Origin of the sequence: Lysobacter enzymogenes, from assembly GCF_023617245.1 — a bacterium.
GTDB lineage: Bacteria > Pseudomonadota > Gammaproteobacteria > Xanthomonadales > Xanthomonadaceae > Lysobacter > Lysobacter yananisis.
The window spans coordinates 1,768,473-1,794,218 of sequence record NZ_CP067396.1 but is presented as its reverse complement, the minus strand read 5'-3'; the positions used below and the strand labels follow the sequence as shown (position 1 = coordinate 1,794,218).

The window sequence follows — 25,746 nt, the reverse complement described above, 5'->3', positions numbered from 1 at the left end:
ATCGCGCCTGCCAGCAGGTGCTGGCGCAGGCCGAAGTCGAGCTCGCGCTGGTCGAAGTCGCCGAAACGGAGCTGCAGCCCGCGCTCGACGCCGCGGTGATGCGCCCCTTCGACCTCAGCCGCGAACTGCCGCTGCGCGCCACCGTATTCCGGCTCGGCGCCGAACGGCACGTGCTGCTGTTGTTGCTGCACCATATCGCCTGCGACGGCGCATCGCTGGCGCCGCTGACCGGCGATCTCTCCGACGCCTACGCCGCGCGGTTGCAGCAGCGCGCTCCGCACTGGCAGGCGCTGCCGGTGCAGTACGCGGACTACACCCAGTGGCAACGCGCCGCGATCGGCGATCCGCACGACCCGGACAGCGCGCACGCGCGCGAAATGGCGTATTGGCGGCAGGCCCTGGCCGATCTGCCCGAACAGCTGAGCCTGCCCTACGATCGCCCGCGTCCCGCCGAGATCAGCTATCGCGGCCAGCACCTGCTGTGGAACCTCGACGGCGAATTGCACACCCGTCTGCTGGCGCTCGCGCAGCGGCACGACTGCACCTTGTTCATGGTGCTGCACGCGGCGCTGGCGGCCCTGCTGACCCGGCTGGGCGCAGGCACCGACATCCCGATCGGCAGCTCGGTCGCCGGCCGCGCCGATCCGGCCCTGGACGGGCTGGTCGGCCTGTTCCTCAACTCGCTGGTGCTGCGCGCCGACACCTCGGGCAATCCGCGTTTCGACGAATTGCTTGCGCGGGTGCGCGCGACCGACCTCGCCGCGTACGAGCACCAGGCGCTGCCGTTCGAGCAAGTGGTCGACGCGCTGAGCCCGCAGCGCTCGCTCTCGCACCATCCGCTCTACCAGGTGATGCTGGTCTTGCAGAAAGCGCAAGGCCACCGCCTGGAACTGCCGGGGCTGCGCAGCAGCGAACAACTGTTCGACATGCCGACGGCGAAGTTCGACCTGAGCTTCGAACTGGCCGAACACGAGCACGCCGACGGCCGCCCGGCCGGGCTGCGCGGCTTCGTCGAATACGCCACCGATCTGTTCGACGCAGCCACGGCGCAGTCGTTCGCCCAGCGTCTCGAACGCATGCTGCGCGCGGTCGTCGCCGACGCCGGCCAACCGATCGAGGCCATCGAACTGATGGACGCCGGCGAACGCCGGCGCCTGCTGCAGGAGTGGAACGACACCGCGCAGCCCTTCGACGCGGCCACCCTGCCGGCGCTGTTCGAGGCCCAGGTCGCGCGCACGCCGACGGCGGTCGCGGCGATCTGCGGCGCGCAACGGCTCGACTTCGCCGAACTCAACCGACGCGCCAACCGCCTGGCGCACCTGCTGATCGCCGACGGTGCGGGCCCGGAATCGGTGGTTGCGGTCGCGTTGCCGCCGTCGCTCGACCTGATCGTCGCCCTGCTGGCCGTGGTCAAGGCCGGCGCCGCCTACTTGCCGCTCGACCTCGGCAATCCGCCGGAGCGTCTGGCGGTGGTGCTCGACGACGCGCGGCCGGTGCGGGTGATCGTCCACAGCGCGTCCGCGCACCTGTTCGCGGCGAACGCGCCGCTGTGCGCGCTGGATACGGCCGAACTGCAGGACCGCCTCGCGCAAAGCCGCAGCGACGACCCGAGCGACGCCGACCGTTCGCGCGCGCTGGAACTGCTGCATCCGGCCTATGTGATCTACACCTCCGGCTCGACCGGCAAGCCCAAGGGCGTGATGGTCTCGCACCGCTCCGCCGCGCACTATTTCGCCTGGAGCGGCCACGCCTACTTCAACGGCGACGGCAACGGCTCGGCCACCACGCTGTCGGCCGCGTTCGACGGCAGCGTCACCGTGTTGTTCGGCCCGCTGCTGGCCGGCCAGCCGCTGACCCTGGCCGCGCTCGACGGCGACTTCGCCCGACTCACCGCCGAATTGCCCGCGGGCGGCTACGAGCTGCTGAAACTCACCCCCGCGCATCTCAAGCTGCTCAACGCCAACCTCGAAGCCGGCGCGCCGGCGCCGGCGCGCGCGTTGCTGCTCGGCGGCGAAGCCCTGATGCAGGCCGATCTGGCTTATTGGCAACAGCATCATCCGCAAGTCCGCCTGCTCAACGAATACGGCCCGACCGAGGCCACTGTCGGCTGTTGCGTCTATCGGGCGCGCGGGGACGAAGACCCGGCCGGCGGCGTCGCCATCGGCCGCCCGATCTGGAACACCCAGCTGTACGTGCTCGACGCGAACCTGCAACCGCAGGTCGTCGGCGCCGCCGGCGAGCTGTACATCGCCGGCGACGGCCTCGCGCGCGGCTACCTGCACCGCCCCGGCCTGACCGCCGAGCGCTTCGTCGCCAATCCGTTCGCGCCCGGCCAGCGCATGTACCGCTCCGGCGACCTGGCGCGCTGGCGCGCGGACGGCGAACTCGAGTACCTCGGCCGCATCGACCAGCAGGTGAAGATCCGCGGCTATCGCATCGAACTGGGCGAGATCGAAGCGGCGCTGGCCCAGCTCGGCTTCGCCGGCAATGCGGTGATCGTGCGCGAGGACCAGTCCGGGCAGAAGCAACTGGTGGCCTACCTTGTCGCCGCCGAGATCGACAGCGCCGCGCTGCAGCAACAGCTCGGCGCGCGCCTGCCCGGCTACATGGTGCCGGCCGCGTTCGTGGCGCTGGACGCGTTGCCGCTGACCGGCAACGGCAAACTCGACCGCAAGGCGCTGCCGGCGCCGGACTTCCACAGCGGCAGCCTGCGCGGGCCGCGCAACCCGGGCGAAGCGTTGCTGTGCGAATTGTTCGCCGACGCGCTCGGGCTCGACCGGGTCGGCATCGACGACAGTTTCTTCGAACTGGGCGGCGACAGCATCCGCGCGATCCGGCTGGTCGCCGGCGCGCGCAAGCGCGGCATCGCGCTGGCGCCGCGCGACATCTTCAAGCATCCCCGAGTCGAGGCGCTGGCGGCGGAAGTCGCCGCGCGCGAGCTCGCGACGCAGCCGGCGGCGCCGGCGCAGACCGCCGACCAGGCGCTCGGCGACCTGCCCTTGCTGCCGATCATGCGCGGGTTCGTCGCCCAGGGCGGCCCACTCGCGCGCTTGCATCAGTCGCAGCGGATCGAGGTGCCCGCCGGCATGACCGAAGCGGCGATGCTCGCCGCGCTGCAGGCGCTGTTGGACCGCCACGATGCGCTGCGCTTGCGCCTGATCGCGCACGACGGTCGGCACCATGCCTCGATCGCCGCCGCCGGCACGGTCGATGCCGCGTCGTGCCTGACCCGCATCGCGCTCGACGACGCCGACATCAGCCGCGATAACTTCGAACACGCCGCAGCCGACGCGCCGATCCGGCTCGATCCTCACCAAGGCAAGCTGGTGCAGGCGATCTGGGGCGACCGCGGCGCGGACCGTCCTGGCCGTCTGTGCCTGGTCGTTCACCACCTCGCCGTCGACGGCGTGTCCTGGCGCATCCTGCTGCCCGATCTGCAGCAGGCGTGGGACGCCGCGCTGAAAGGCCGGACGCCGACGCTCGACGCGGTCGGCACCTCGCTGCGGCGCTGGGCCGGACTGCTGCAGCAAGACGCCGATGCGGGGCGGCGCAACGGCGAACTCGCCTTGTGGCGCGATATCGCCGCCACGCCCGACCCGGCGCTCGCCACGCGGCCGCTGGACCCCGGCCGCGACACCGTGGCCACGCGGCGCGAGCTGCGCCTGCGCCTGGCCGGCGACGCGGTGGTCCGCTTGCTCGGCGAAGTCCCGGCGGCCTACCGCGCCACCGTCAACGACGTGCTGCTGACCGCGTTCGCGTTGGCCGTGGCCGGATGGCGCCGCAACCGCGACGCGCAGGCCGGATCGGCGGTGCGCTTCGAAGTCGAAGGCCACGGCCGCGAGGACGTATTCGACGACGTCGACCTGTCGCGCACGGTCGGTTGGTTCACCAGCCTGTACCCGGTCGCGCTCGATCCGGGCCAGATCGACCTTGCCCGCCTGAGCGACGGCGAGGCCGGGCTCGGCCGCGCGTTGCGCCGGGTCAAGCAACAGCTGCGCGCAATCCCCGACCGCGGCCTCGGCTACGGCGTGCTGCGCCACCTCGCCGGCGACGCTGCGCTCGGCGCCGCGTCCGCGGCGCAGTTGGCGTTCAATTATCTGGGCCGCTTCGCCGCCGCGCACGGCGAGGAGGAACAGTTCGGCGGCGGCGACGATCCGCGCCGCCCGCTCGGCCATGCGATCGCGCTCGACGCCATCGTGCTCGACCGCGCCGACGGCGCCGAACTCATCGCGGCATGGTCCTATGCCGGCGAGCTGTTCGCGGCCGACGACATCCGGGCCTTGGGCCAGGCGTGGTTCGATTGCCTGCAGGCGCTGATCGCGGATTCCGCGCGCGGCGATGCCGCCGGCCTGATTCCGTCGGAGCTGTCGTTGCTGACCCTGGACCAGGACGCCATCGCCACGCTCGAAGCGGCGCGGCCGTTGGCCGACATCCTGCCGCTGGCGCCGTTGCAGCAGGGCATGTTGTTCCATGCTCTGTACGACAAAGACGCAGCCGACGCCTATCTGGTGCAGATGGTGTTCGCGCTGGACGGCCCGCTCGACGCCGGCGCGCTGGAGCGCGCGGCGGGCGAGGTCTTGTCGCGCTATCCGCACCTGGACGCGGCCTTCGTCCAGCTCGATGCGCAGCCGCCGCTGCAGCTGTTGCCGCGCACGCCGTCGCTGTGCTGGCAACGCCGCGATCTGGGCGCCGTGCCCGCGCACCGGCGCGAACAGGCGCTGCACGACTTCCTGCGCGAAGACCTGGCGCGGCCGGTCGATCCGGCGCAGGCGCAACTGCTGCGTTTCAGCCTGGTGCGCCTGGACGAGAACGACCACCGTCTGGTCTTCACCCATCACCACATCCTGCTCGACGGCTGGTCGGTACCGGTGTTGCTGCAGGAGTTGTTCAACCTGTACCACGCGCGCGCCGATGCCTCGTCCCTGCCCGCGGTCGCGCCGTATGCCGACTACCTGCGCTGGATCGCGGCGCAGGATCGAGCGGCCGCGCTCGCCGCGTGGCGCGAAGCGCTGCAGGGCTTCGGCGAGCCTTGCCTGATCGCGCCGCAAGCCGCCGCGCAGCCGGTCGTGCCGCGCACGCGCCGGCGCGATTTCTCGCCCGAACTCACCGCCCGGCTGGAAGCGCAGGCGCGCCGCCGCGGCCTGACCATCAACACCTTGCTGCAAGGTGCCTGGGCGCTGTTGCTGGCGCAAGCCACCGGCCAGCAGGACGTCTGCTTCGGTATCACCGTCTCCGGCCGCCCGCCGGAACTGGCCGGCATGGACCGCATGGTCGGTCTGTTCGTCAACACCCTGCCGCTGCGCCTGCGCATCGCCCCCGCGCAGACATTGGGCGCGCTGCTCGACGACTTGCAGGACGGCCAGTCGCGCCTGCTCGGCGCGCATCACCTCGGCCTGACCGAACTGTTGGCCGAGTTGGGCCAGCAGGCCTTGTTCGATACCTTGCTGGTGTTCGAGAACTACCAGCTCGAGGCCCAGGACCGGCGCTTCCTCGACAACGACGAGCCCGGTTCCCTGCGCGTGCGCCTGGCCGAAGGCGGCCGCGGCGGCGACATGTCGCACTATCCGCTCGGCCTGCTGCTGGTGCCGGGCGAACGCCTGCACCTGCGCATCAGCTACCGTCCGGACCTGTTCGACGACGCGCAGGTCGAGCGCATCGAACAGTGCTACGAGCGCATCCTGGAAGCCTTCGCCGGCGATATGCAGCTGCGCGTGGGCCGGCTGGATTTGCTCGATGCCCCGGCGCGCCGACAGGTGCTCGGCGAGTGGAACGACACCACGCGACCGCTCGCGGCCGCGACGATTCCGGAGTTGTTCGAACGACAGGCGGCGCTGACTCCGCACGCGCTCGCCGTGGTCGGCGACGACGCCCAGCTCAGCTACGCCGAACTCAACGCCCGCGCCAATCGCCTCGCGCAGCGCTTGATCGCACACGGCGCGGGCCCGGAAAGCATCGTCGCCATCGCCCTGCCGCGTTCGGCCGAACTGGTCGTCGCCCTGCTCGCCGTGCTCAAGGCCGGCGCCGCGTATCTGCCCTTGGATACCGATTACCCCGCCGACCGGCTGGCGTTCATGCTCGACGACGCGCAGCCGCTGCGATTGATCACGCGCAGCGACATCGCCCTGCCAGCGACGACGGTACCGCGTTGGCAACTCGACGATGCGCAGCTGCAGGCTTGCTTGCACGGTGAGCTCGGCGACGACGCGCAGGACGGCCAATGGCGCGGCACGCTCGCACCGCTGCACCCGGCCTATGTGATCTACACCTCCGGTTCCACCGGCAAGCCCAAGGGCGCGCCGAACACCCACGAAGCCCTCGTCAATCGCCTCGCCTGGATGCAGCACGCCTACGCGTTGCGCGACGACGACGTGGTCCTGCAAAAGACGCCTTTCAGCTTCGACGTATCGGTGTGGGAGTTCTTCTGGCCGCTGCTGTACGGCGCGCGTCTGGTGATGGCGCGCCCCGGCGGCCATCGCGATCCGGCCTATCTCGCCGACGTCATCAACCAGCACGGCGTCACCACCCTGCACTTCGTGCCGTCGATGCTGGAAGCTTTCCTGCACGATCCGGCCGCCGCGACCTGCACGAGCTTGCGCCGCATCGTCTGTAGCGGCGAAGCCCTGTCCGGCGCCTTGCGCGAACGCCTGCGCCAAACCCTCGACCGCCCGCTGCACAACCTGTACGGGCCGACCGAAGCCGCCATCGACGTCACCGCCTGGACCTGCCGCGACGAAACCGCCGGCAGCGCGGTGCCGATCGGCGCGCCGATCTGGAACACCCAGACCTATGTGCTCGACGCGGCGCTGCGGCCGGTGCCGCAGGGCGTGCCGGGCGAGTTGTACCTCGCCGGTACCGGTTTGGCGCGCGGCTATCTGCATCGCCCCGGCCTGACCGCCGAACGCTTCATCGCCAACCCGTTCGCGCCGGGCCAGCGCATGTACCGCACCGGCGACCTGGCGCGCTGGCGCGCCGACGGCCAGCTCGACTACCTCGGCCGCACCGACCATCAGGTCAAGATCCGCGGCCTGCGCATCGAGTTGGGCGAGATCGAGGCCGCGCTGGCGCTGGCCGGCTTCGCCCAGAACGTGGTGGTGGCGCGCGAGGACGGCAACGGTCTGGCGCAGCTGGTGGCCTACGTGGTCGCGCCCGAACTCGACGTCGCGCCGCTGCGCGCGCAGCTCGGCCAGCGCCTGCCCGACTACATGCTGCCGGCCGCGTTCGTCGCCCTGGACGCGCTGCCGCTCAACGCCAACGGCAAGCTCGACCGCAAGGCCCTGCCAGCGCCCGCCCAGAGCGCCCGCGCGCTGAATCCGCCACGCAATCCGCGCGAGGAGCTGCTGTGTCAGCTGTTCGCGCAGCTGCTGGGCCGCGACCGGGTCGGCATCGACGAGAACTTCTTCGAACTCGGCGGACACTCGCTGCTGGCGATCCGCTTGACCGGCATGTTGCGCTCGCGCCTGCAGGTGGAACTGCCGATCCGGCACCTGTTCGAAGCCCCCACCGTGGCGCAACTGGCGCAGCGGCTGGAGCCGGCGCAGGCGCCGCGTCCGGCGCTGCGTCCGCAAACGCGGCCCGACGACCTGCCGCTGTCGTACGCGCAGCAGCGCCTGTGGTTCCTGCACAAGCTCGAAGGCGCCAGCTCCACTTACAACGTCACCGTCGCGCTGCGCCTGCGCGGCGAACTCGACGTCGCCGCCCTGCGCGCCGCGCTCGGCGATCTGGCCGCGCGCCACGAAAGCCTGCGCACGATCTTCCCCGACAGCGAGCGACCGCTGCAGCGGATCCTGCCGCCGCAGCAGGCCGAAGTGCCGCTGACGCTGCACGCCAGCGACGACGCGCGTCTGGCCGACGACCTGCTGCGCGCCGCCGGCCATGCCTTCGACCTGGGCCGCGAGCTGCCGCTGCGCGTGGATCTGTTCGACCTCGGCGCGGGCGAGCATGTGCTGTCGTTGTTGCTGCACCACATCGTCGCCGACGCGGTATCGATGCGGCCGCTGGCGCGCGACCTCGCGCAGGCCTATGCCGCGCGCCGCGCCGGCCGGGCCCCGGCGTGGGCGCCGCTGCCGTTGCAGTACGCCGATTACAGCCTGTGGCAACGCCAGCTGCTCGGCGATGTCCAGGACCCGCACAGCCGCGGCGCGCGCCAATTGGACTACTGGAAGCGCCAGCTGGCCGATCTGCCCGAACAGATGACCCTGCCCACCGACCGGCCGCGTCCGGCCAAGGTGAGCTACCGCGGCGGCAGCGTCGGCTTCCATGTCCCGGCCGAGTTGCATCAGCGGCTGCTGGACCGCGCCGGCGCCCAGCAGGCCAGCTTGTTCATGCTGCTGCAGGCGGCGGTGGCGGCGCTGCTCAGCCGCCTCGGCGCGGGCGAGGACATCGTGCTCGGCAGTCCCATCGTGGGACGCGGCGAGGACGGCCTCGACGAGCTGATCGGCGTGTTCCTCAACACCCTGGTGCTGCGCACCGACACCTCGGGCAATCCGAGTTTCCAGACCCTGCTGGCGCGCGTGCGCGATACCGATCTGGGCGCCTACGAGCACCAGGACCTGCCGTTCGAGCAATTGGTCGATGCGATCAAGCCGACCCGTTCGCTGTCGCATCACCCCTTGTTCCAGGTGCTGATGGCCTTGCAGACCCAGGACGCGCAGTTGCCGGCCTGGGACGGGCTGGAAGTCGGCGCGCAACCGCTGCAGCTGGAAAACGCCAAGTTCGACCTCAGCTTCGACTGGACCGAACACCGCCATGGCGACGGCGGTGCCGCCGGCTTGTTCGGCCGGCTGGAATACGCCAGCGACCTGTTCGACGCCGCCACCATCGAACGGCTGGCCGAGCGCCTGCAGCGCGTGCTCGACGCGGTCGCCGCCGATCCGCGACTGCGTCTGTCCGAACTGCCGGTGCTGGCCGACAGCGAGCGCGCGCGCTTGCTCGGCGACTGGAGCCGCGGCCCGGACGTCGCCGCGGACGAACTGCTGCCGCAGCGCTTCGAGCGGCAGGCCGCGGCGACGCCGCACGCCATCGCCCTGGAGCATGCGGGCGGCCGACTCGACTACGCCGCACTCAACGCCGCCGCCAACCGGCTCGCGCACGTGCTCGGCGCGCGCGGCATCGGCGCCGGCGACCGCGTGGCGATCGCGTTGCCGCGTTCGGCCGAGCTGCCGATCGCCCTGCTCGCCGTGCTGAAGAGCGGGGCCGCCTATGTGCCGGTGGACCCGGACTATCCGGCCGAGCGCATCGCCTACATGCTCGACGACGCCAAGCCGGCGGCGGTGATCGCCGACGCCGCGACCGCGGCCATCGTCGGCCCGCGCGCCGGCGCTGTGCTGCTCGACGATCCGCAAACCCGCGCGGCGATCGAGCGCGCGCCCGCGCACAACCCTGGCGACGACGCCGGTTTCGCGCCGATCCACGGCCGCGGCGCCGCATACACCATCTACACCTCCGGCTCGACCGGCCGCCCCAAGGGCGTGACCGTCGAGCAACGCGCGCTGGCCAATTTCCTGCGCTCGATGGCGCGCAGCCCGGGTATGGCCGCGGGCGAGCGCCTGCTCGCGCTGACGCCGATCTCGTTCGACATCGCCGGCCTGGAACTGTACCTGCCGCTGTGGGTGGGCGGTTGCGTGCGCCTGCTCGACCGCGAGACCGCCGGCGACGCGCAGCGCCTGGCCGCGCAGATCGAACAGGCGTCGCCGCAGCTGATCCAGGCCACGCCCGCCACCTGGCAGATGCTGCGCAGCCACGGCTGGCGCGCGCGCGCGTCGATGCGCCTGCTCTGCGGCGGCGAGGCGCTGCCGCCGGATCTCGCCGACTATCTCAGCGCCGACGCCGGCGCGCTGTGGAACGTCTACGGCCCCACCGAAACCACGGTGTGGTCGCTGCTCGACCGGGTCGAGCACGGCGCGCCCGTCGGCATCGGCCGCCCGCTCGACAACACCCGCGTCTACGTGCTCGACGCGCATCTGCAGCCGGTGCCGGCGGGCGTCGCCGGCGAGCTGTACCTCGCCGGCGACGGCCTGGCGCGCGGCTATCACGAACGCGCCGCGCTGACCGCCGAGCGCTTCGTCGCCCATCCGTTCGAGCCCGGCGCGCGCATGTACCGCACCGGCGACCTCGCCCGCTTCCGCGCCGACGGCCGCCTGGATTGCCTGGGCCGGGTCGACAGCCAGGTCAAGCTGCGCGGTTTCCGCATCGAGCTCGGCGAGATCGAAGCCGTACTCGCGCAGACGGGCTATCCGCGCAACGCGGTGCTGCTGCGCGAAGACGCGCCGGGCCATAAGCAACTGGTGGCATACGTCGCCAGCGCAGAAACCGTCGATGCGGCCGCGCTGCGCCGGCGGCTGGCCGCGCACCTGCCCGACTACATGCTGCCCGCGGCGGTGGTGGCGCTCGACGCGCTGCCGCTGACGCCCAACGGCAAGCTCGACCGCAAGGCCCTGCCGGCGCCCGAATTCGCCGCCGGCGCCGGCCGCGGCCCGCGCGACGCGCGCGAAGCGCTGCTGTGCGCGTTGTTCGCCGAAGTGTTGGGAATGGAACAGGTCGGCATCGACGACCACTTCTTCGCCCTCGGCGGCCATTCGCTGCTCGCCACCCGCCTGGTCAGCCGCATCCGCGCCGAACTGGCGGTGGAACTGCCGCTGCGCGCATTGTTCGAAGCGCCGACCGTCGAAGCCTTGGCGCAGGCGATGCCCGGCGCGCACAGCGCGCGGCCGCCGCTGCGCCCGCAGGCGCGGCCGCCGCGGCTGCCGCTGTCCTATGCGCAGCGCCGGCTGTGGTTCATCCAGCAGTTCGAGCGCCAATCCGGCCACGACAGCGCGCGCGAAGGCGCCGGCGCGGCCTACAACCTGTCCATGCCGCTGCGCCTGCGCGGCCGCCTGGACCGCGCCGCGTTCGACGCCGCCGTGGCCGACGTGCTGGCCCGCCACGAAAGCCTGCGCACGCTGTTCCCGGACCTCGACGGCGCGCCCTGCCAGCAGGTGATCGCCGCCGAAGACGCCGGCAACGCGCTCGAATTCGTGCGCGTGGACGCGCGCACGCTGGAACCCGAACTGCACGCCCGCGCGCAGCACGTGTTCGACCTCGCCAACGAATTGCCGCTGCGCATCAGCGTGCTCAGCGCCAGCGAAGACGAACACGTGCTGCTGGTGGTGCTGCACCACATCGCCGGCGACGGTTCGTCGCTGGCGCCGCTGGCGCGCGATCTCGGCCGCGCCTATGCCGCACGCCTGCGCGGGCAGGCGCCGGACTGGGCGCCGCTGCCGGTGCAATACCCCGACTACACCCTGTGGCAGCAGCGCCTGCTCGGCAGCGAAGCCGACGCCGACAGCCTGATCGCGCAACAGTTCCACTACTGGCGCGAACAGCTCGCCGGCCTGCCCGAGCGCATCGAGCTGCCGACCGACCGGCCGCGTCCGGCCATCGCCAGCCTGCGCGGCCGGCAATGCAAGCTGCAGATCGAAGCGTCGTTGCACGCGCGCCTGCTGGGTCTGGCGCACCAGCACGAAGCGAGCCTGTTCATGGTGTTGCAGGCCGGCTTGTCGGCGCTGCTGCACCGGCTCGGCGCGGGCGAGGACATCGCGGTCGGCAGCGCCATCGCCGGACGCAACGACCAGGCGCTGGACGAACTGGTCGGCTTCTTCGTCAACACCCTGGTGCTGCGCACCGACCTGTCCGGCCGCCCGGACTTCGCCACCCTGCTCGGCCGCGTGCGCGCCACCGCGCTGGCCGCCTATACCCACCAGGACGCACCGTTCGAACGGCTGGTGGAACTGCTCAACCCGGTGCGCTCGACCGCGCACCACGCGCTGTTCCAGGTCGGGCTGGTGTTGCAGAACATCGAACAGGCCGTGCTGGAACTGCCGGGGCTGGAAGTATCCGACCATCCGGCCGACTTCCGCACCGCCAAGTTCGACCTGTTCTTCAGCCTCAACGAACGCCACCACGCCGACGGCGCGCCGGCCGGAATGGCCGGCACCCTCGAATACGCCAGCGACCTGTTCGACGAGTCCAGCGTGCTCGGCCTGTGGCAGCGCCTGCTGCGGCTGCTCGACGCGGCCTGCGCCGATCCGGCGCGCAGCATCGCCGACATCGACCTGCTCGACGCCGACGAACGCGCCGGCCTGCGCCAGCGCGCCAGCGACGGCGTCGCCGCGCCGGCCGCGGCCAGCATCGTCGAGCTGTTCGAACGCCAGGTCGCGCGCGATCCCGACGCGCCGGCGCTGCTGTACCGCGACCAGCGCTGGAGCTACGCCGAACTCGACCGCCGCGCCAACCGCGTCGCCCATGCGCTGATCGCGCAGGGCATCGGCGCCGAGGACCGCGTCGCCATCGCCCTGCCGCGTTCGCCGGACATGGTGGTCGCCGCGCTCGGCGCGCTCAAGGCCGGCGCGGCCTATCTGCCGCTGGACCCGGATTATCCGCCGGAGCGATTGGCGTACATGCTCGCCGACGCCCGGCCGGCGCTGTTGATCAGCCGGCGCGAGATCGAAGCGCGCCTGCCCGAGCACGGCGTCGCGCCGTGGCTGCTCGACGCCGCGCAGACCGTGCAGACGCTGGCCGCGCAAGCCGTGGACGCGCCGCGCGGACGCATCGTCTCGCCGCAGCAGGCCGCCTACGTCATCTACACCTCCGGCTCCACCGGCCGGCCCAAGGGCGTGGTGGTGAGCCACGCCGGCGTGCCGAGCCTGTTGGCCGCGCAGACCGCCGCGTTCGACCTCGGACCCGGCGCGCGCGTGCTGCAGTTCGCCTCGCTGAGCTTCGACGCCGCGTTCTGGGAACTGTGCATGGCGCTGCTGTCGGGCGCCGCGCTGGTGATGGGCGACGCCGAACAGGTGCGCCCGGGCGAGGCGCTGACCGCGCTGATGCGCGAGCACGGCGTCACCCACGCGACCCTGCCGCCGGCGGCGCTGCCGGTGCTGGAACCCGGAGCCGTGCCGCAGTTGCGCGACCTGATCGTCGCCGGCGAAGCCTGCGCGCCGCCGCTGGTGGAGGCCTGGTCGCGCGGCCGCCGCATGACCAACGCCTACGGCCCGACCGAAACCACGGTGTGCGCGACCATGAGCGCGCCGCTGGCCGGCGCGGTCGATGCGCCGATCGGCGCGCCGATCCGCGGCGCGCGCGTGTACGTGCTCGACGCCGGCCTGCAGCCGGTACCCGCCGGCGTGGCCGGCGAGCTTTACCTGGCCGGCGCCGGGTTGGCGCGCGGCTATCTCGGCCGCGCCGCGCTGACCGCCGAGCGCTTCGTCGCCGATCCGTTCGCGCCCGGCGAGCGCATGTACCGCAGCGGCGATCTCGCCCGCTGGAACCGCGAGGGCCAGCTCGAATTCCTCGGCCGCGTCGATCATCAGGTCAAGATCCGCGGCTTCCGCATCGAACTGGGCGAAATCGAATCGGCGCTGCAACGCCATCCGGCGGTGGCGCAATCGATCGTGGTCGCGCGCGAAGACGTGCCCGGCCACAAGCAGCTGGTCGGCTACGTGGTGCTGGAACGCGAACCCGACGCGCGCGACGAAGACCGCGAGGCGCGCCAGATCGGCGAATGGGAAACCATCTACCAGGACCTGTACGGCGACAAGGCGCTCGACGGCGCCTACGCCTTCGGCGAGAACTTCCACGGCTGGAACAGCAGCTACGACGGCAGCGAGATCGCGCTGGAACAGATGCGCGAATGGCGCGCGCGCACGGTCGAGCGGATCCTCGAACTCAAGCCCGAGCGGGTGCTGGAAATCGGCGTCGGCAGCGGCCTGATCCTGTCGCAGGTGGCGCCGCACGTGCGCGCGTACCACGGCACCGACCTGTCGGCGGCCACGGTCGAACGCCTGCGCGCGGAAGTCGCGCAGCAGCCGGCGCTGGCCGGCAAGGTCGCGCTGTACGCGCGTCCGGCCCACGACATGGACGGCCTCGACGCCGGCCTGGCGCCGGGCGAGCGCTTCGACGCGATCGTGATCAACTCGGTGCTGCAGTATTTCCCCAACGGCGAGTACCTGGCCGAAACCATCCGCCAGGCGATGCGCTTGCTCGCGCCCGGCGGCGCGCTGTACCTGGGCGACGTGCGCAACCTGCGCCTGCAGCGCAGCTTCGCCACCGCGATCGCCCTGCACCAGGGCGACGACGACACCGACACCGCCGCCGTGCTGCGCCGCGCCGAGCAACTGCGGCTGGCCGAGAAGGAACTGCTGGTCGCGCCGGAATTCTTCGCCGCGCTGGCCGCGGACCTCGATACGGTGTGCGCGGTCGACATCCAGACCAAGCGCAGCGGCTACGGCAACGAACTCAGCCGCCACCGCTACGAAGTCGTGCTGCGCAAGGGCCCGCTGCCGCTGCGTTCGGCGGCCGCGTGGCCTGCGGTCGCGTGGACGCCGGCGTTGCACGACGGCGACGCGCTCGCGCGCCTGCTGCGCGAGCGCGGCGACGGCCTGCGCCTGACCGGCGTGCCGAACGATCACCTGCAGCCGGAAACCGACGCGCTGCGCGCGCTGGTCGAGGGCGAACCGGTGGCCGCCGCGCGCGCGCGCCTGCTCGACGCCGGCGACCGCATCCAGGCGCGCAGCGAAGCGGCGATCGCCGCGGCCGCGGCGCTGGGCCTGCGCGCCGCCAGCACCTGGGCCGGCGACGGCGCCGACGACCGGCTGGAACTGCTGTTCTGGCGCGAGGACGGCCGCACCGTCGCCGACCTGCACCGCCCGCTGGCGGTGCGCGAGCTGTCGGCCTGCAGCAACGAGCCGTCCACGTTCGACCAGTTCGCCGACCTCCGCCGGCACATCGCCGCGCAGTTGCCGGACTACATGCAGCCGCTGCTGGTGCTGCTGCCGCAGATGCCGCTGACCCCGAACGGCAAGATCGACCGCAAGGCGCTGCCGGCGCCCGACCTCGGCGCGGGCCAGCACCGCGCCGCCGGCAACGAGCGCGAGCAGACCCTGGCCGCGCTGTACGCGCAGGTGCTGGGCCTGCCGCGGGTCAGCGTCGCCGACAGCTTCTTCGACCTCGGCGGCGACAGCATCCTGTCGATCCAGCTGGTCGGCCTGGCGCGCAAGGCCGGGCTGCTGATCACCCCGCGCGAAGTGTTCCAGCACCAGAACGTGGCGGCGCTGGCGCGGATCGCGCGCGCGGCCGACGCCGATGCGCCGGCGCTGATCGACGAGCCGGTCGGCGCGCTGGCGCCGCTGCCGATCCTGCAATGGTTCCTCGACCGCGAGGCGTCGCTGGACGGCTTCAACCAGCGCGTGCTGTTGCGCGTGCCGGGCGGGCTGTCGCAGCCGCTGCTGCACGACGCGCTGGCGGCGTTGCTGCGCCACCACGACGCGCTGCGCCTGCAACTGCGCCGCGAAGACGGCGCCTGGACGCTGCGCGTGGCGGCGCCCGAATCGGCCCGCTTCGGCCTGCGCCGCGTGGACATCGCCGGGCTCGATCCGGCCGCGCTGCAGACCGCGCTCGACGACGCGGCCGCGCAGGCCGCGCGCGCGCTCGCCGCCGACACCGGCGAACTGCTGCAGGCGGTGTGGTTCGACGCCGGCGACGATGCCGGCGGCCGCCTGCTGCTGTGCATCCACCATCTCGCCGTCGACGGCGTGTCCTGGCGCATCCTGCTGCCCGACCTGCGCGACGCGGTCGCAGCCCTCGCCGCCGGCCGCGAGCCGGAATTCGCCGCGCGCAGCCATTCGCTGCGCGCCTGGACCGCGCAGTTGCGCGAGCAGGCGAACTCGCCCGCGCGCCTGGCCGAGCTGCCGCATTGGCGCGCGCTGGCCGAAGGCATCGACCCGCCGCTGTCGCCGGTCGCGCTGGATCCGGCCCGCGACGTCGGCGCCGCCTGCGGCCACCACACCCTGACCCTGCCGGCCGCGGTCGCCGCGCCGCTGCTGACCGCGCTGCCGGCGCGCTTCCACGCCGGCATCAACGACGTGCTGCTCAGCGCCTTCGCCCTGGCCTTGGGCGACTGGCGCCGCCGCCACACCGGCCAGTCCTGCGAGCGCGTGCTGCTCGACCTGGAAAGCCACGGCCGCGACAGCGCGCACAGCGAGCTCGACCTGTCGCGCACGGTCGGCTGGTTCACCAGCCTGTATCCGCTGCGGCTGGACCTGGACGGCATCGACCAGGCCCAGGCGCTCAGCGGCGGGCGCGAGCTCGAACGCACGCTCAAGCGGGTCAAGGAACAACTGCGCGCGGTGCCCGACCACGGCCTGGGCTACGGCGCGCTGCGCTGCTTCAACCCCGACGCCGCGCAGGCCCTGGCGGCGCTACCGCAGCCGCAGGCCAGCTTCAATTACCTCGGCCGCTTCGCCGTGGGCGGCCAGGCCGCGGGCGGCGCCAGCGACCCGGGCCGCGGCGACTGGAACGCCGCCGCCGAAACCCCGGCGCCGGCCGGCGGCGAAGCGCTGCCGATCGCCCACGCCATCGAACTCAACGCGCTGACCCAGGACCGCGACGACGGCCCCGAGTTCGTCGCCACCTGGTCGTGGCCGCGCGCGCTGTTCTCGCAGGAACAGATCGAAGACCTCGCCCAGACCTTCGCCCGCGCACTGCGCGCGCTGGCCGCGCTCGCCGCCGACGCGCACAGCGGCGGCCTGAGCCCGTCGGACGTGGCCCTGGCCGCGCTCGACCAGGACCGCATCGAGCGCTTGGAACGCGACTACCGCGACGCCGGCGGCGTCGCCGACCTGCTGCCGCTGACGCCGCTGCAGCACGGTCTGCTGTTCCACACCTTGTACGAGCACGAGGGCCCCGACCCGTACGTGGTGCAGGTGCGCTTCGACCTCGACGGCCCGCTCGACCCGACCCGCCTGCGCGACGCCGCGCGCGCGCTGATGCAGCGCCATCCGCACCTGTCGGCCGCCTTCGTCCACCGCGGCCTGGAACAGCCGGTGCAGGTGATCCCGCGCGAGGTCCCGCTGGACTGGCGCCGCATCGACCTGTCCGCGCATCCGGCCGACGCGCGCGAAGCCGAGGCCGCGCGCATCGCCGAACGCGACCGCGCCCGGCGCTTCGACCTGGCCGAGGCGCCGCTGCTGCGCTTCACCCTGCTCGCGCTCGGCGACGGCGCCGACGGCCGCGCCCGCCACCGCCTGCTGATCGCCAACCACCACATCCTGCTCGATGGCTGGTCGCTGCCGCTGCTGGTGCAGGAACTGTTCGCGCTGTATTCGGGTTCCGAGCCGCCGCGCGCCGGCGCCTACCGCGACTACCTGCACTGGCTGCACGCGCGCGATCCGCAACAGGCCGAAAGCGCCTGGCGCGAAGCGCTGGACGGCATCGACGAACCGACCCTGCTGCTGCCCTCGCAACCGCACGCCTCCGGTCGCCAGGACGAGCACGAACTGCAACTGCCCGAAGGCCTGTCGCGCACCCTGGCGCAGCTGGCGCGGCGCCACGGCCTGACCTTGAACATGCTGGTGCAGGGCGCGTGGGGCCTGCTGCTCGGCCGCATGCTCGGCCGCGACGACGTGGTCATCGGCACCACGGTGTCGACCCGCCCGCCGGAGCTGGGCGAGGTCGAGCGCATGATCGGCTTGTTCATCAACACCGTGCCGACCCGCCTGCGCCTGGACCCCAAGCGCAGCTTCGTCGACCTGTTGCTGGAGCTGCAGCGCCAGCAGACCGCGCTGATGGAGCACAACCACCTCGACCTGGCCCAGTTGCAACGCTACGCCGGGTTCGAGCGGCTGTTCGACACCTTGTACGTGTTCGAGAACTATCCGATCGATCACGACGGCCTGGCCAGCGCGCTGGGCGAGCTGAGCATCGCCGGCTTCGCCAGCAGCGACGCCACCCACTACCCGTTGAGCCTGCTGGTCACGCCGGGCCAGCGCCTGTCGCTACGCTTCAACTTCGATCCGGCGCGGCTGGACGCGCTGAGCGTGGAACGCCTGGCCGGGCGCCTGTCGCGCCTGCTCGACGCGGTCGCCGCGCATCCGCAGCGCAGCCTGGAACACTTCGACCTGCTCGACGACCGCGAGCGCCGGCGGGTGCTGTACGACTGCAACGACACCGAACTCGAACTGCCCGCCACGACCGTGCCGGAATGGTTCCAGCAACGCGTCGCCGCCGCGCCTGACGCGGTCGCCGTGGTCGAAGCCTCGCCGGCCGGCGCGCAGGCCGAGCTCAGCTACGCCGAGCTCAACCGCCGCGCCAACCGGCTGGCGCATGCGCTGATCGCGCGCGGGGTCGGCCCGGAAGACCGGATCGCGCTGGCGATTCCGCGCTCGTTCGACACCATCGTCGCCGTGCTCGGCGTGCTCAAGGCCGGTGCGGCCTATCTGCCGCTCGATGCCGATCATCCGCTCGAACGCCTGCAGTACACCCTCGCCGACGCGCGCCCGCGCTACGTGCTGGCCACCGTCGCCACCGCCGAACGCTTGCCGCAGGACGCGCCGACGCTGCTGATCGACGACGGCGCCGGCTTCGGCAACGACATCGCCCACGCCGCCGGCCACGATCCGTCCGACGCCGAACGCATGCGCGCGCTGTCGCCGCAGCATCCGGCCTACGTGATCTACACCTCCGGCTCGACCGGCCGGCCCAAGGGCGTGTGCGTCGCCCACGCCGGCATTCCCAGCCTGGTCCACAGCCAGGTCGAGCGCTTCGGCCTCGACGCCGGCAGCCGCGTGCTGCAGTTCGCCTCGATGAGCTTCGACGCGGCGGCGATGGAAATGCTGATGTGCTTCGCCGCCGGCGCCGCCCTGGTGCTGCCGCCGCCGGGCCTGCTGCTCGGCGACGCGCTCGCGCGCACCCTCGCCGGGCAGCGCATCAGCCACAGCCTGATCCCGCCGAGCGCGCTCGGCAGCCTGGACCCGGCGCAGTCGCCATGGCCGACCACGCTGATCGTCGGCGGCGAAGCCTGCCCGGCGCACGTGGCCGCGGCGTGGTCGCGCGACGGCCGCCGCCTGGTCAACGCCTACGGCCCGACCGAAATCACCATCTGCGCGGCGATGAGCCAGGCGCTGGACGAAGCCGGCCTGGCCGGCGCGGCGCCGCCGCTCGGCGTCCCGGTCGCCAACGCGCGCTTGTACGTGCTCGACGCGATGCTGCGGCCGGTGCCGGCCGGCGTCGCCGGCGAGCTGTACATCGCCGGCGCCGGCCTCGCGCGCGGCTATTTCGACCGCCCTGGGCTGAGCGCCGAGCGCTTCGTTGCCGATCCGTTCCATGTCGGCCAGCGCATGTACCGCTCCGGCGACCTGGCGCGGCGGCGCGAGGACGGCCAGCTCGACTACCTCGGCCGCGTCGACCAGCAGGTCAAGCTGCGCGGCTTCCGCATCGAGCTCGGCGAAGTGCAGTCGGCGCTGGCGCAGTGCGGCTATCCGGGCAACGCGGCGATGGTGCGCGAAGACCGCCAGGGCCATCCGCAACTGGTCGCCTACCTGGTGTCGGCCGAACCGGTCGACGGCGACGCGCTGCGCAAGCGCCTGACCCAGCGCCTGCCCGAGTACATGGTGCCGGCGGCGTTCGTGGCGCTGCCCGCGCTGCCGCTGACCGCCAACGGCAGCAAGCTCGACCGCAAGGCGCTGCCGGCGCCGGAGTTCGCCGCGCAGGCGCTGTCGCGCGGCCCGGCCAACGCCACCGAGCAGTTGCTGTGCTCGCTGTTCGCCGAAGTGCTGGGGCTGGAACGGATCGGCGCGGAAGACAACTTCTTCGCCTTCGGCGGCCACTCGCTGCTGGCCACCCGCCTGATCGGCCGCATCCGCGCGACCTTCGACGTGGAACTGCCGATCCGCGCGCTGTTCGACGCGCCGACCGTGGAAACCCTGGCGCGGCGGCTGCCCTCGGGCGCGGCCGCGCGCGAACCGCTGCTGCCGCAGCCGCGGCCGGCGCGGCTGCCGCTGTCGTTCGCCCAGCAGCGGCTGTGGTTCCTGCACCGGTTCGAAGGGCCGAGCGCGACCTACAACATCCCGCTGGCGTTGCGCCTGGACGGCGAGCTCGACGGCGACGCGCTGGAAGCGGCCTTGAACGACGTGGTCGCGCGCCACGAAAGCCTGCGCACGCTGTTCCCGGCCGGCGACGTGCCGCAGCAGCGGGTGCTGCCGGCGGCCGAGGCCGCGCTGCGCCTGCACCGCGCCCGCAGCGACGAGGCCGGACTGCACGCGGCGCTGTCGGCCGCGGCCGCGCACCGCTTCGATCTCGCCCGCGAGCTGCCGTTGCGCGCGAGCCTGATCGAGCTGGGCCCGCAACGCCACGCCTTGCTGCTGTTGCTGCACCACATCGCCGGCGACGGCGCTTCGCTGCAACCGCTCGCGCGCGACCTCAGCCACGCCTACGCCGCGCGCCGGCGCGGCCGCGCGCCGGCGTTCGCGCCGCTGTCGGTGCAGTACGCCGACTACACCCTGTGGCAACGCCGCACCCTGGGCGAGGAGGCCGATCCCGAAAGCCGCCTGGCGCAGCAACTGCACTACTGGAAGCGCCAGCTGGCCGAGCTGCCCGAGCGCATCGCGCTGCCGAGCGACCGGCCGCGTCCGGCGCAATCGAGCTATCGCGGCGGCCATCTGCCGCTGTCGCTCGACGCCGCGCTGCACGCGCGGCTGGCGGCGCTGGCGCGCGGCCAGGGCGCGACCTTGTTCATGGTGCTGCAGGCGGCGCTGGCGGCGACGCTGGGCCGGCTCGGCGCCGGCGACGACGTCGCCCTGGGCACGCCGATCGCCGGCCGCAGCGACGAGGCCGTGCACGATCTGGTCGGGCTGTTCCTCAACACCCTGGTGCTGCGCACCGATCTGTCCGGCGATCCGGGCTTCGCCGAACTGCTCGGCCGCGTGCGCGAAACCAACCTGGCCGCGTACGAGCACCAGGACGTGCCGTTCGAACGCCTGGTCGACGCGCTGCAACCGGCGCGTTCGATGGCCCACCACCCGCTGTTCCAGGTGATGCTGTCGCTGCAGAACCACGCCAGCGGCGAGCTCGCCCTGCCCGGCCTGCGCACGCGTCCGGCCGGGTTCGACCTGGACATCGCCCAGTTCGATCTCAGCTTCGACTTCAGCGAAAGCCACGACGCGTCCGGCGCACCGGCCGGCCTGCACGCCAGCATCGAGTACGCCAGCGACCTGTTCGAGGCCGACACCGCGCTGCGCATCGGCCGCTGTCTGCACCGCATGCTCGAAGCGGTCGCCGCCGATCCGCGCCGGCGCATCGGCGAGATCGAACTGCTCGACGCCGACGAACGCGACCGCTGGCTGCGCGACTCGCAGGGCCCGCAGATCGCGCCCTCGGGCTTGCTGTTGCCGCAGTGGTTCGAACGCCAGGCGGCGGCCACGCCGGAAGCGGTGGCGCTGGTCTGCGGCGAACAGTCGCTGAGCTTCGACCAGCTCAACCGCCGCGCCAACCGCATCGCCCACGCGCTGATCGCGCGCGGGCTCAAGGCCGAGGATCGGGTCGCCCTGGCCTTGCCGCGTTCGGCCGACACGGTCTGCGCCATGCTCGGCGCGCTCAAGGCCGGCGCGGCGTACCTGCCGCTGGACACCGAGCACCTGGGCGAGCGCCTGCGCGAGCTGATCGGCGAAGCCGCGCCCGCGCTGCTGCTCGGCCACGCCTCGATCTGCGCCACGCTCGGCCACGCCGGCCCGGCGCTGCTGCTCGACCAGGATGCCGGCCGCGCCGAACTGGCATCGATGCCGGAACGCAATCCGCGCGGGCACGACGACGACGACGGCGCCGCGCCGCTGCATCCGCAGCAGGCTGCGTACGTGATCCACACCTCCGGCTCGACCGGCAAGCCCAAGGGCGTGGTGGTCCCGCACGCGGCCCTGGCCAATCTGTTCGAGCACCACCGCGACGGCGTGATCGCCGATGCCGCGCGCCACGCCGGCGGCGGCCGCGTGCGCTTCGGCCTCACCGCCACCTTCGCCTTCGACACCTCGCTGGAAGGTCTGCTGTTCCTGTGCGCCGGCCACGAGCTGCACGTGTTCGACGACGTGCTGCGGCGCGAAGGCGAGGCCCTGCTGACCCACCTGCGGGACGCGCGCATCGATGCGCTCGACCTGACCCCGACCCACTTCGAACAGCTGCAGCGCCTGGGCCTGCTCGACAGCGGCGGCGACCGCGACGACGGCGCTCGCGCCTACCCGAGCACGCTGATGCTCGGCGGCGAGTCGGTCAGCGAGAGCCAGTGGCGCACCCTGCGCGGACACGCAACGGTGCGCGGCCACAACTACTACGGCCCCACCGAGTACACGGTCGATGCCGGCGGCCTGGCCCTGGACGACGGCGACGAACGTCCGAGCATCGGCCGGCCGCTGCGCAACACCCGCTTCCACGTGCTCGACGCGCGGCTGCGGCCGGTGCCGGCAGGCACCGTCGGCGAGTTGTACATCGCCGGCGCGGGCCTGGCGCGCGGTTATCTCGACCGTCCCGGCCTGAGCGCGGAGCGCTTCGTCGCCGATCCGTTCGCAGCCGGACCGCTGAAGGCCGGCGCGCGCATGTACCGCTCCGGCGACCTGGCGCGCTGGCGCCGCGACGGCCAGCTCGAACTGCTCGGCCGCGCCGACCATCAGGTCAAGATCCGCGGCTTCCGCATCGAGCCGGGCGAGATCGAAGCGGCGCTGGCGCAGATCGGTTTCGCCGCCAATGCGGTGATCGCGCGCGAAGACCGGCCCGGCCACAAGCAACTGGTCGCCTACCTCGCCGCGCCGGAACTGGCCGCGGCCGATCTGGTCCGGATCAAGAGCGAGCTGGCCGAACGCCTGCCCGACTACATGGTTCCGGCCGCCTTCGTCGCCCTGCCCGAACTGCCGCTGACGCCGAACGGCAAGCTCGACCGCAAGGCGCTGCCGGCGCCGCAGGCGGCGGCGCCCGCGGGCGCGGACGAGAACGCCAGCGACCGCGAGAAGGTCCTGGCCGGACTGTTCCGCGAAGTGCTGGGCCTGGACGCGGTCGGCCTGGACGAGGGCTTCTTCAGCCTCGGCGGCGACAGCATCAGCTCGATCCAGCTGGTCGGCCGCGCCCGCCAGGCGGGATTGCGCCTGAGCGCGCGCGAGGTGTTCCAACACCAGAGCGTGCGCGCGCTGGCCGCGGTGGCCAGCGAAGAACTCGCCGCCGCGACCGCGCCGGCGGTGGCGCCGGTCGGCGAACTGCCGGCCACGCCGATCGTGCGCGACCTGTTCGAGCAGGACGCGCCGTACGCGCAGTACCAGCAATCGATGCTGCTCAAGGTGCCGGAACTGCAGGCGCGCGCGCTGGCGCAGGCGCTGCAGGCGCTGCTCGATCACCACCACGCCCTGCGCCTGCGCGTGCTCGACCGCGAACGCCTGGAGATCGCGCCGGTCGGCGCGGTGCGCGCCGACGATTGCCTGCTCGCGATCGAAGCGGCGACGCCGACGGCGGCCGAAGTCGCGGCGCAGGCGCAGGCCGCGCAGCGCCGCCTGGACCCCGCCGCCGGCCGCCTGTTGCAGGCGGTGTGGTTCCATGCCGGCGAGCAATCGCGGCTGCTGCTGGTGGTCCACCACCTCGCCGTCGACGGCGTGTCGTGGCGCCTGTTGCTGCCCGACCTGCGCGCGGCCTACGAGCAGGCGCTGGCGCAGGCCGACCGGATCGAACTGGAGCCGGCGCCGACCTCGCTGCGCGAATGGGCGCTGGCCCTGCCCGAGGCCGCGCAGCGCCGCCGCGAGGAACTGCCGCTGTGGCGCGACATGCTCGCCGGCGACGGCGGCGCCTGGCTGCCGCGCGCCTTCGATCCGCGCCGCGACACCATGGCGACGATGCGCACCCACGTCGCCAGCCTCGATGCGGACACCACCCGCATCCTGCTGACCCAGGCGCCGGAACGCATCAACGGCCGCATCAACGACGTGCTGCTCAGCGGCTTCCTGCTGGCCGCGCTGCAATGGCGGCGCGGACGCGGCGACCGCGAAGCGCGCGCCGCCGCGTTCGACCTGGAAGGCCACGGCCGCGAAGCGGCGGCGGTGGAAGGCCTGATCGACGGCGCCGACCTGTCGCGCACCGTCGGCTGGTTCACCAGCCTGTTCCCGCTGCGCCTGGACGCGGCCGACTTCGACCTCGACCAGGCCCTGGCCGGCGGCAAGGCGCTGGAACGCGCGCTCAAGTCGGTCAAGGAACAGTTGCGGCGGGTGCCCGACCAGGGCATCGGCTACGGCCTGCTGCGCCACCTCGACCCGTCCGCGCGCGCCGAACTGGCCGCGCTGGCGCCGCCGTCGCTGGGCTTCAACTATCTCGGCCGCTTCGCCGTCGCCGACGGCGCCGGCCGCGACGACACCGACTGGAACCCGGTCGGCGAGGACGGCGGCTTCGGCGGCGGCGGCGACGCCGAACAAGCGCTGGCGCATCCGCTGGAACTCAACGCCCTGGTCCGCGACGAAGCCGACGGCCCGCGCCTGTACGCGAACTGGAATTGGGCCGGCGAACTGCTCGACCAAGCCGCGGTGGCGGCCTTCGCCGACGCCTGGTTCGACGCCCTGCGCCGCATCGCCGACTTCGCCCGCGACGCCGACGGCGCCGCGCTGACCCCGTCCGACGTGCCCTTGGTCGCGCTCGACCAATCCGACATCGAACTCTTGGAATCGCTCTATGCGCAACTCGAAGATTGAAGACATCCTGCCGCTGACCCCGCTGCAGCACGGCTTCCTGTTCCACGCCCTGTACGACGACAAGGTGCAGGACAGCTATGTGGTGCAGATGACCTTCGTCCTCGACGGCGCGCTCGACGCGGCCGCGTTGCGCGCCGCCGCCGACGCCTTGCTGCGCCGCCACGCCAGCCTGCGCGCGGCGTTCGTGCACGACAAGACCAAGGAACCGGTGCAGGTGATCCAGCGCGACGTGCGCGCGCCGTGGCGCGAGCTGGACCTGTCGGCGCTGCCGCCGCGCGAGCGCGAAGCGGCGCTGGCGCAGGCCATCGCCGAGGACGCCCAGCAACGCTTCGACCTGGCCCGCGCGCCGCTGCTGCGCTTCGTGCTGATCCGCGAATCGGCCGAGCGCCACTACCTGATCTTCAACAGCCACCACATCCTGCTCGACGGCTGGTCCACGCCGATCGCGCTGCAGGAGCTGTTCGCGCTGTACCGCAACGGCGCCGACACCGAGGCCTTGCCGCGGGTGGTGCCGTACCGCGACTACATGCGCTGGCTCGGCGGGCGCGACCGCGGCGCCGCGCGCGAGGCCTGGCGCGAGGCCTTCCTCGGCTTCGAGGAGCCGACCCGGATCGCCGCGACCAGCACCGCGCCGGCGGTGCCCGACACGCTGCGCATCGACCTGCCCGACGAACTGATGCAGCGCCTGATCCGCCAGGCGCGCACGCTCGGCGTCACCCTCAACACCATCGTCCAGGCCGCCTGGGGCGTACTGCTGGGCCGGCTGACCCATCGCCGCGACGTCGCCTTCGGCACCACGGTGTCGGGCCGCCCGCCGGAACTGGCCGGCGTCGAGCAGATGGTCGGACTGTTCATCAACACCTTGCCGCTGCGCCTGCAGTGGCGTCCCGACGAAACCGTGGCCGCGCTGCTGCAACGCCTGCAGCGCGAACAGTCGGCGCTGCTCGACCATCAACACCTCGGGCTGGCCGAGATCCAGCGCACCGCCGGCCACGGCGAACTGTTCGACACCCTGGTGATCTTCGAGAATTTCCCCGTAGGCGAAGACGGCGACGGCCCGGACGATCTGCGCGTGGCCGTGCACAGCCACCACGGCGGCGACACTTCGCACTATCCGGTCGGCCTGGCGCTGATACCGGGACGGCCGAACCAGCCCTATCAACTCAAGCTCAGCTACCGCCCCGACCTGCTCGAACGCGAGCGGGTGCTGCGCCTGGGCCGGCGCTACCAGCGC

2 protein-coding genes (both running past the window's edge) are annotated in these 25,746 nt (G+C 72.7%); both read left to right on the top strand.

Features of this window, described 5'->3' with window-relative positions; genetic code table 11:
• A protein-coding gene (locus JHW41_RS07490; RefSeq protein WP_250449505.1) for a non-ribosomal peptide synthase/polyketide synthase crosses the window boundary here: on the top strand, positions 1-24,512 show its 3' portion. It extends 3,343 nt beyond the left edge of the window; only the last 24,512 of its 27,855 coding nucleotides appear in the window; its start codon lies beyond the left edge, outside the window; it ends in the stop codon at positions 24,510-24,512.
• On the top strand, positions 24,493-25,746 hold the beginning of the coding sequence (locus JHW41_RS07485; RefSeq protein ID WP_250449504.1) for a non-ribosomal peptide synthase/polyketide synthase. The gene runs 20,958 nt beyond the window's last position; 1,254 of the gene's 22,212 nt are visible here — the first part of the coding sequence; its start codon is at positions 24,493-24,495; its stop codon lies off the right edge, out of view. Before JHW41_RS07490 ends, JHW41_RS07485 begins: the two co-directional genes overlap by 20 nt.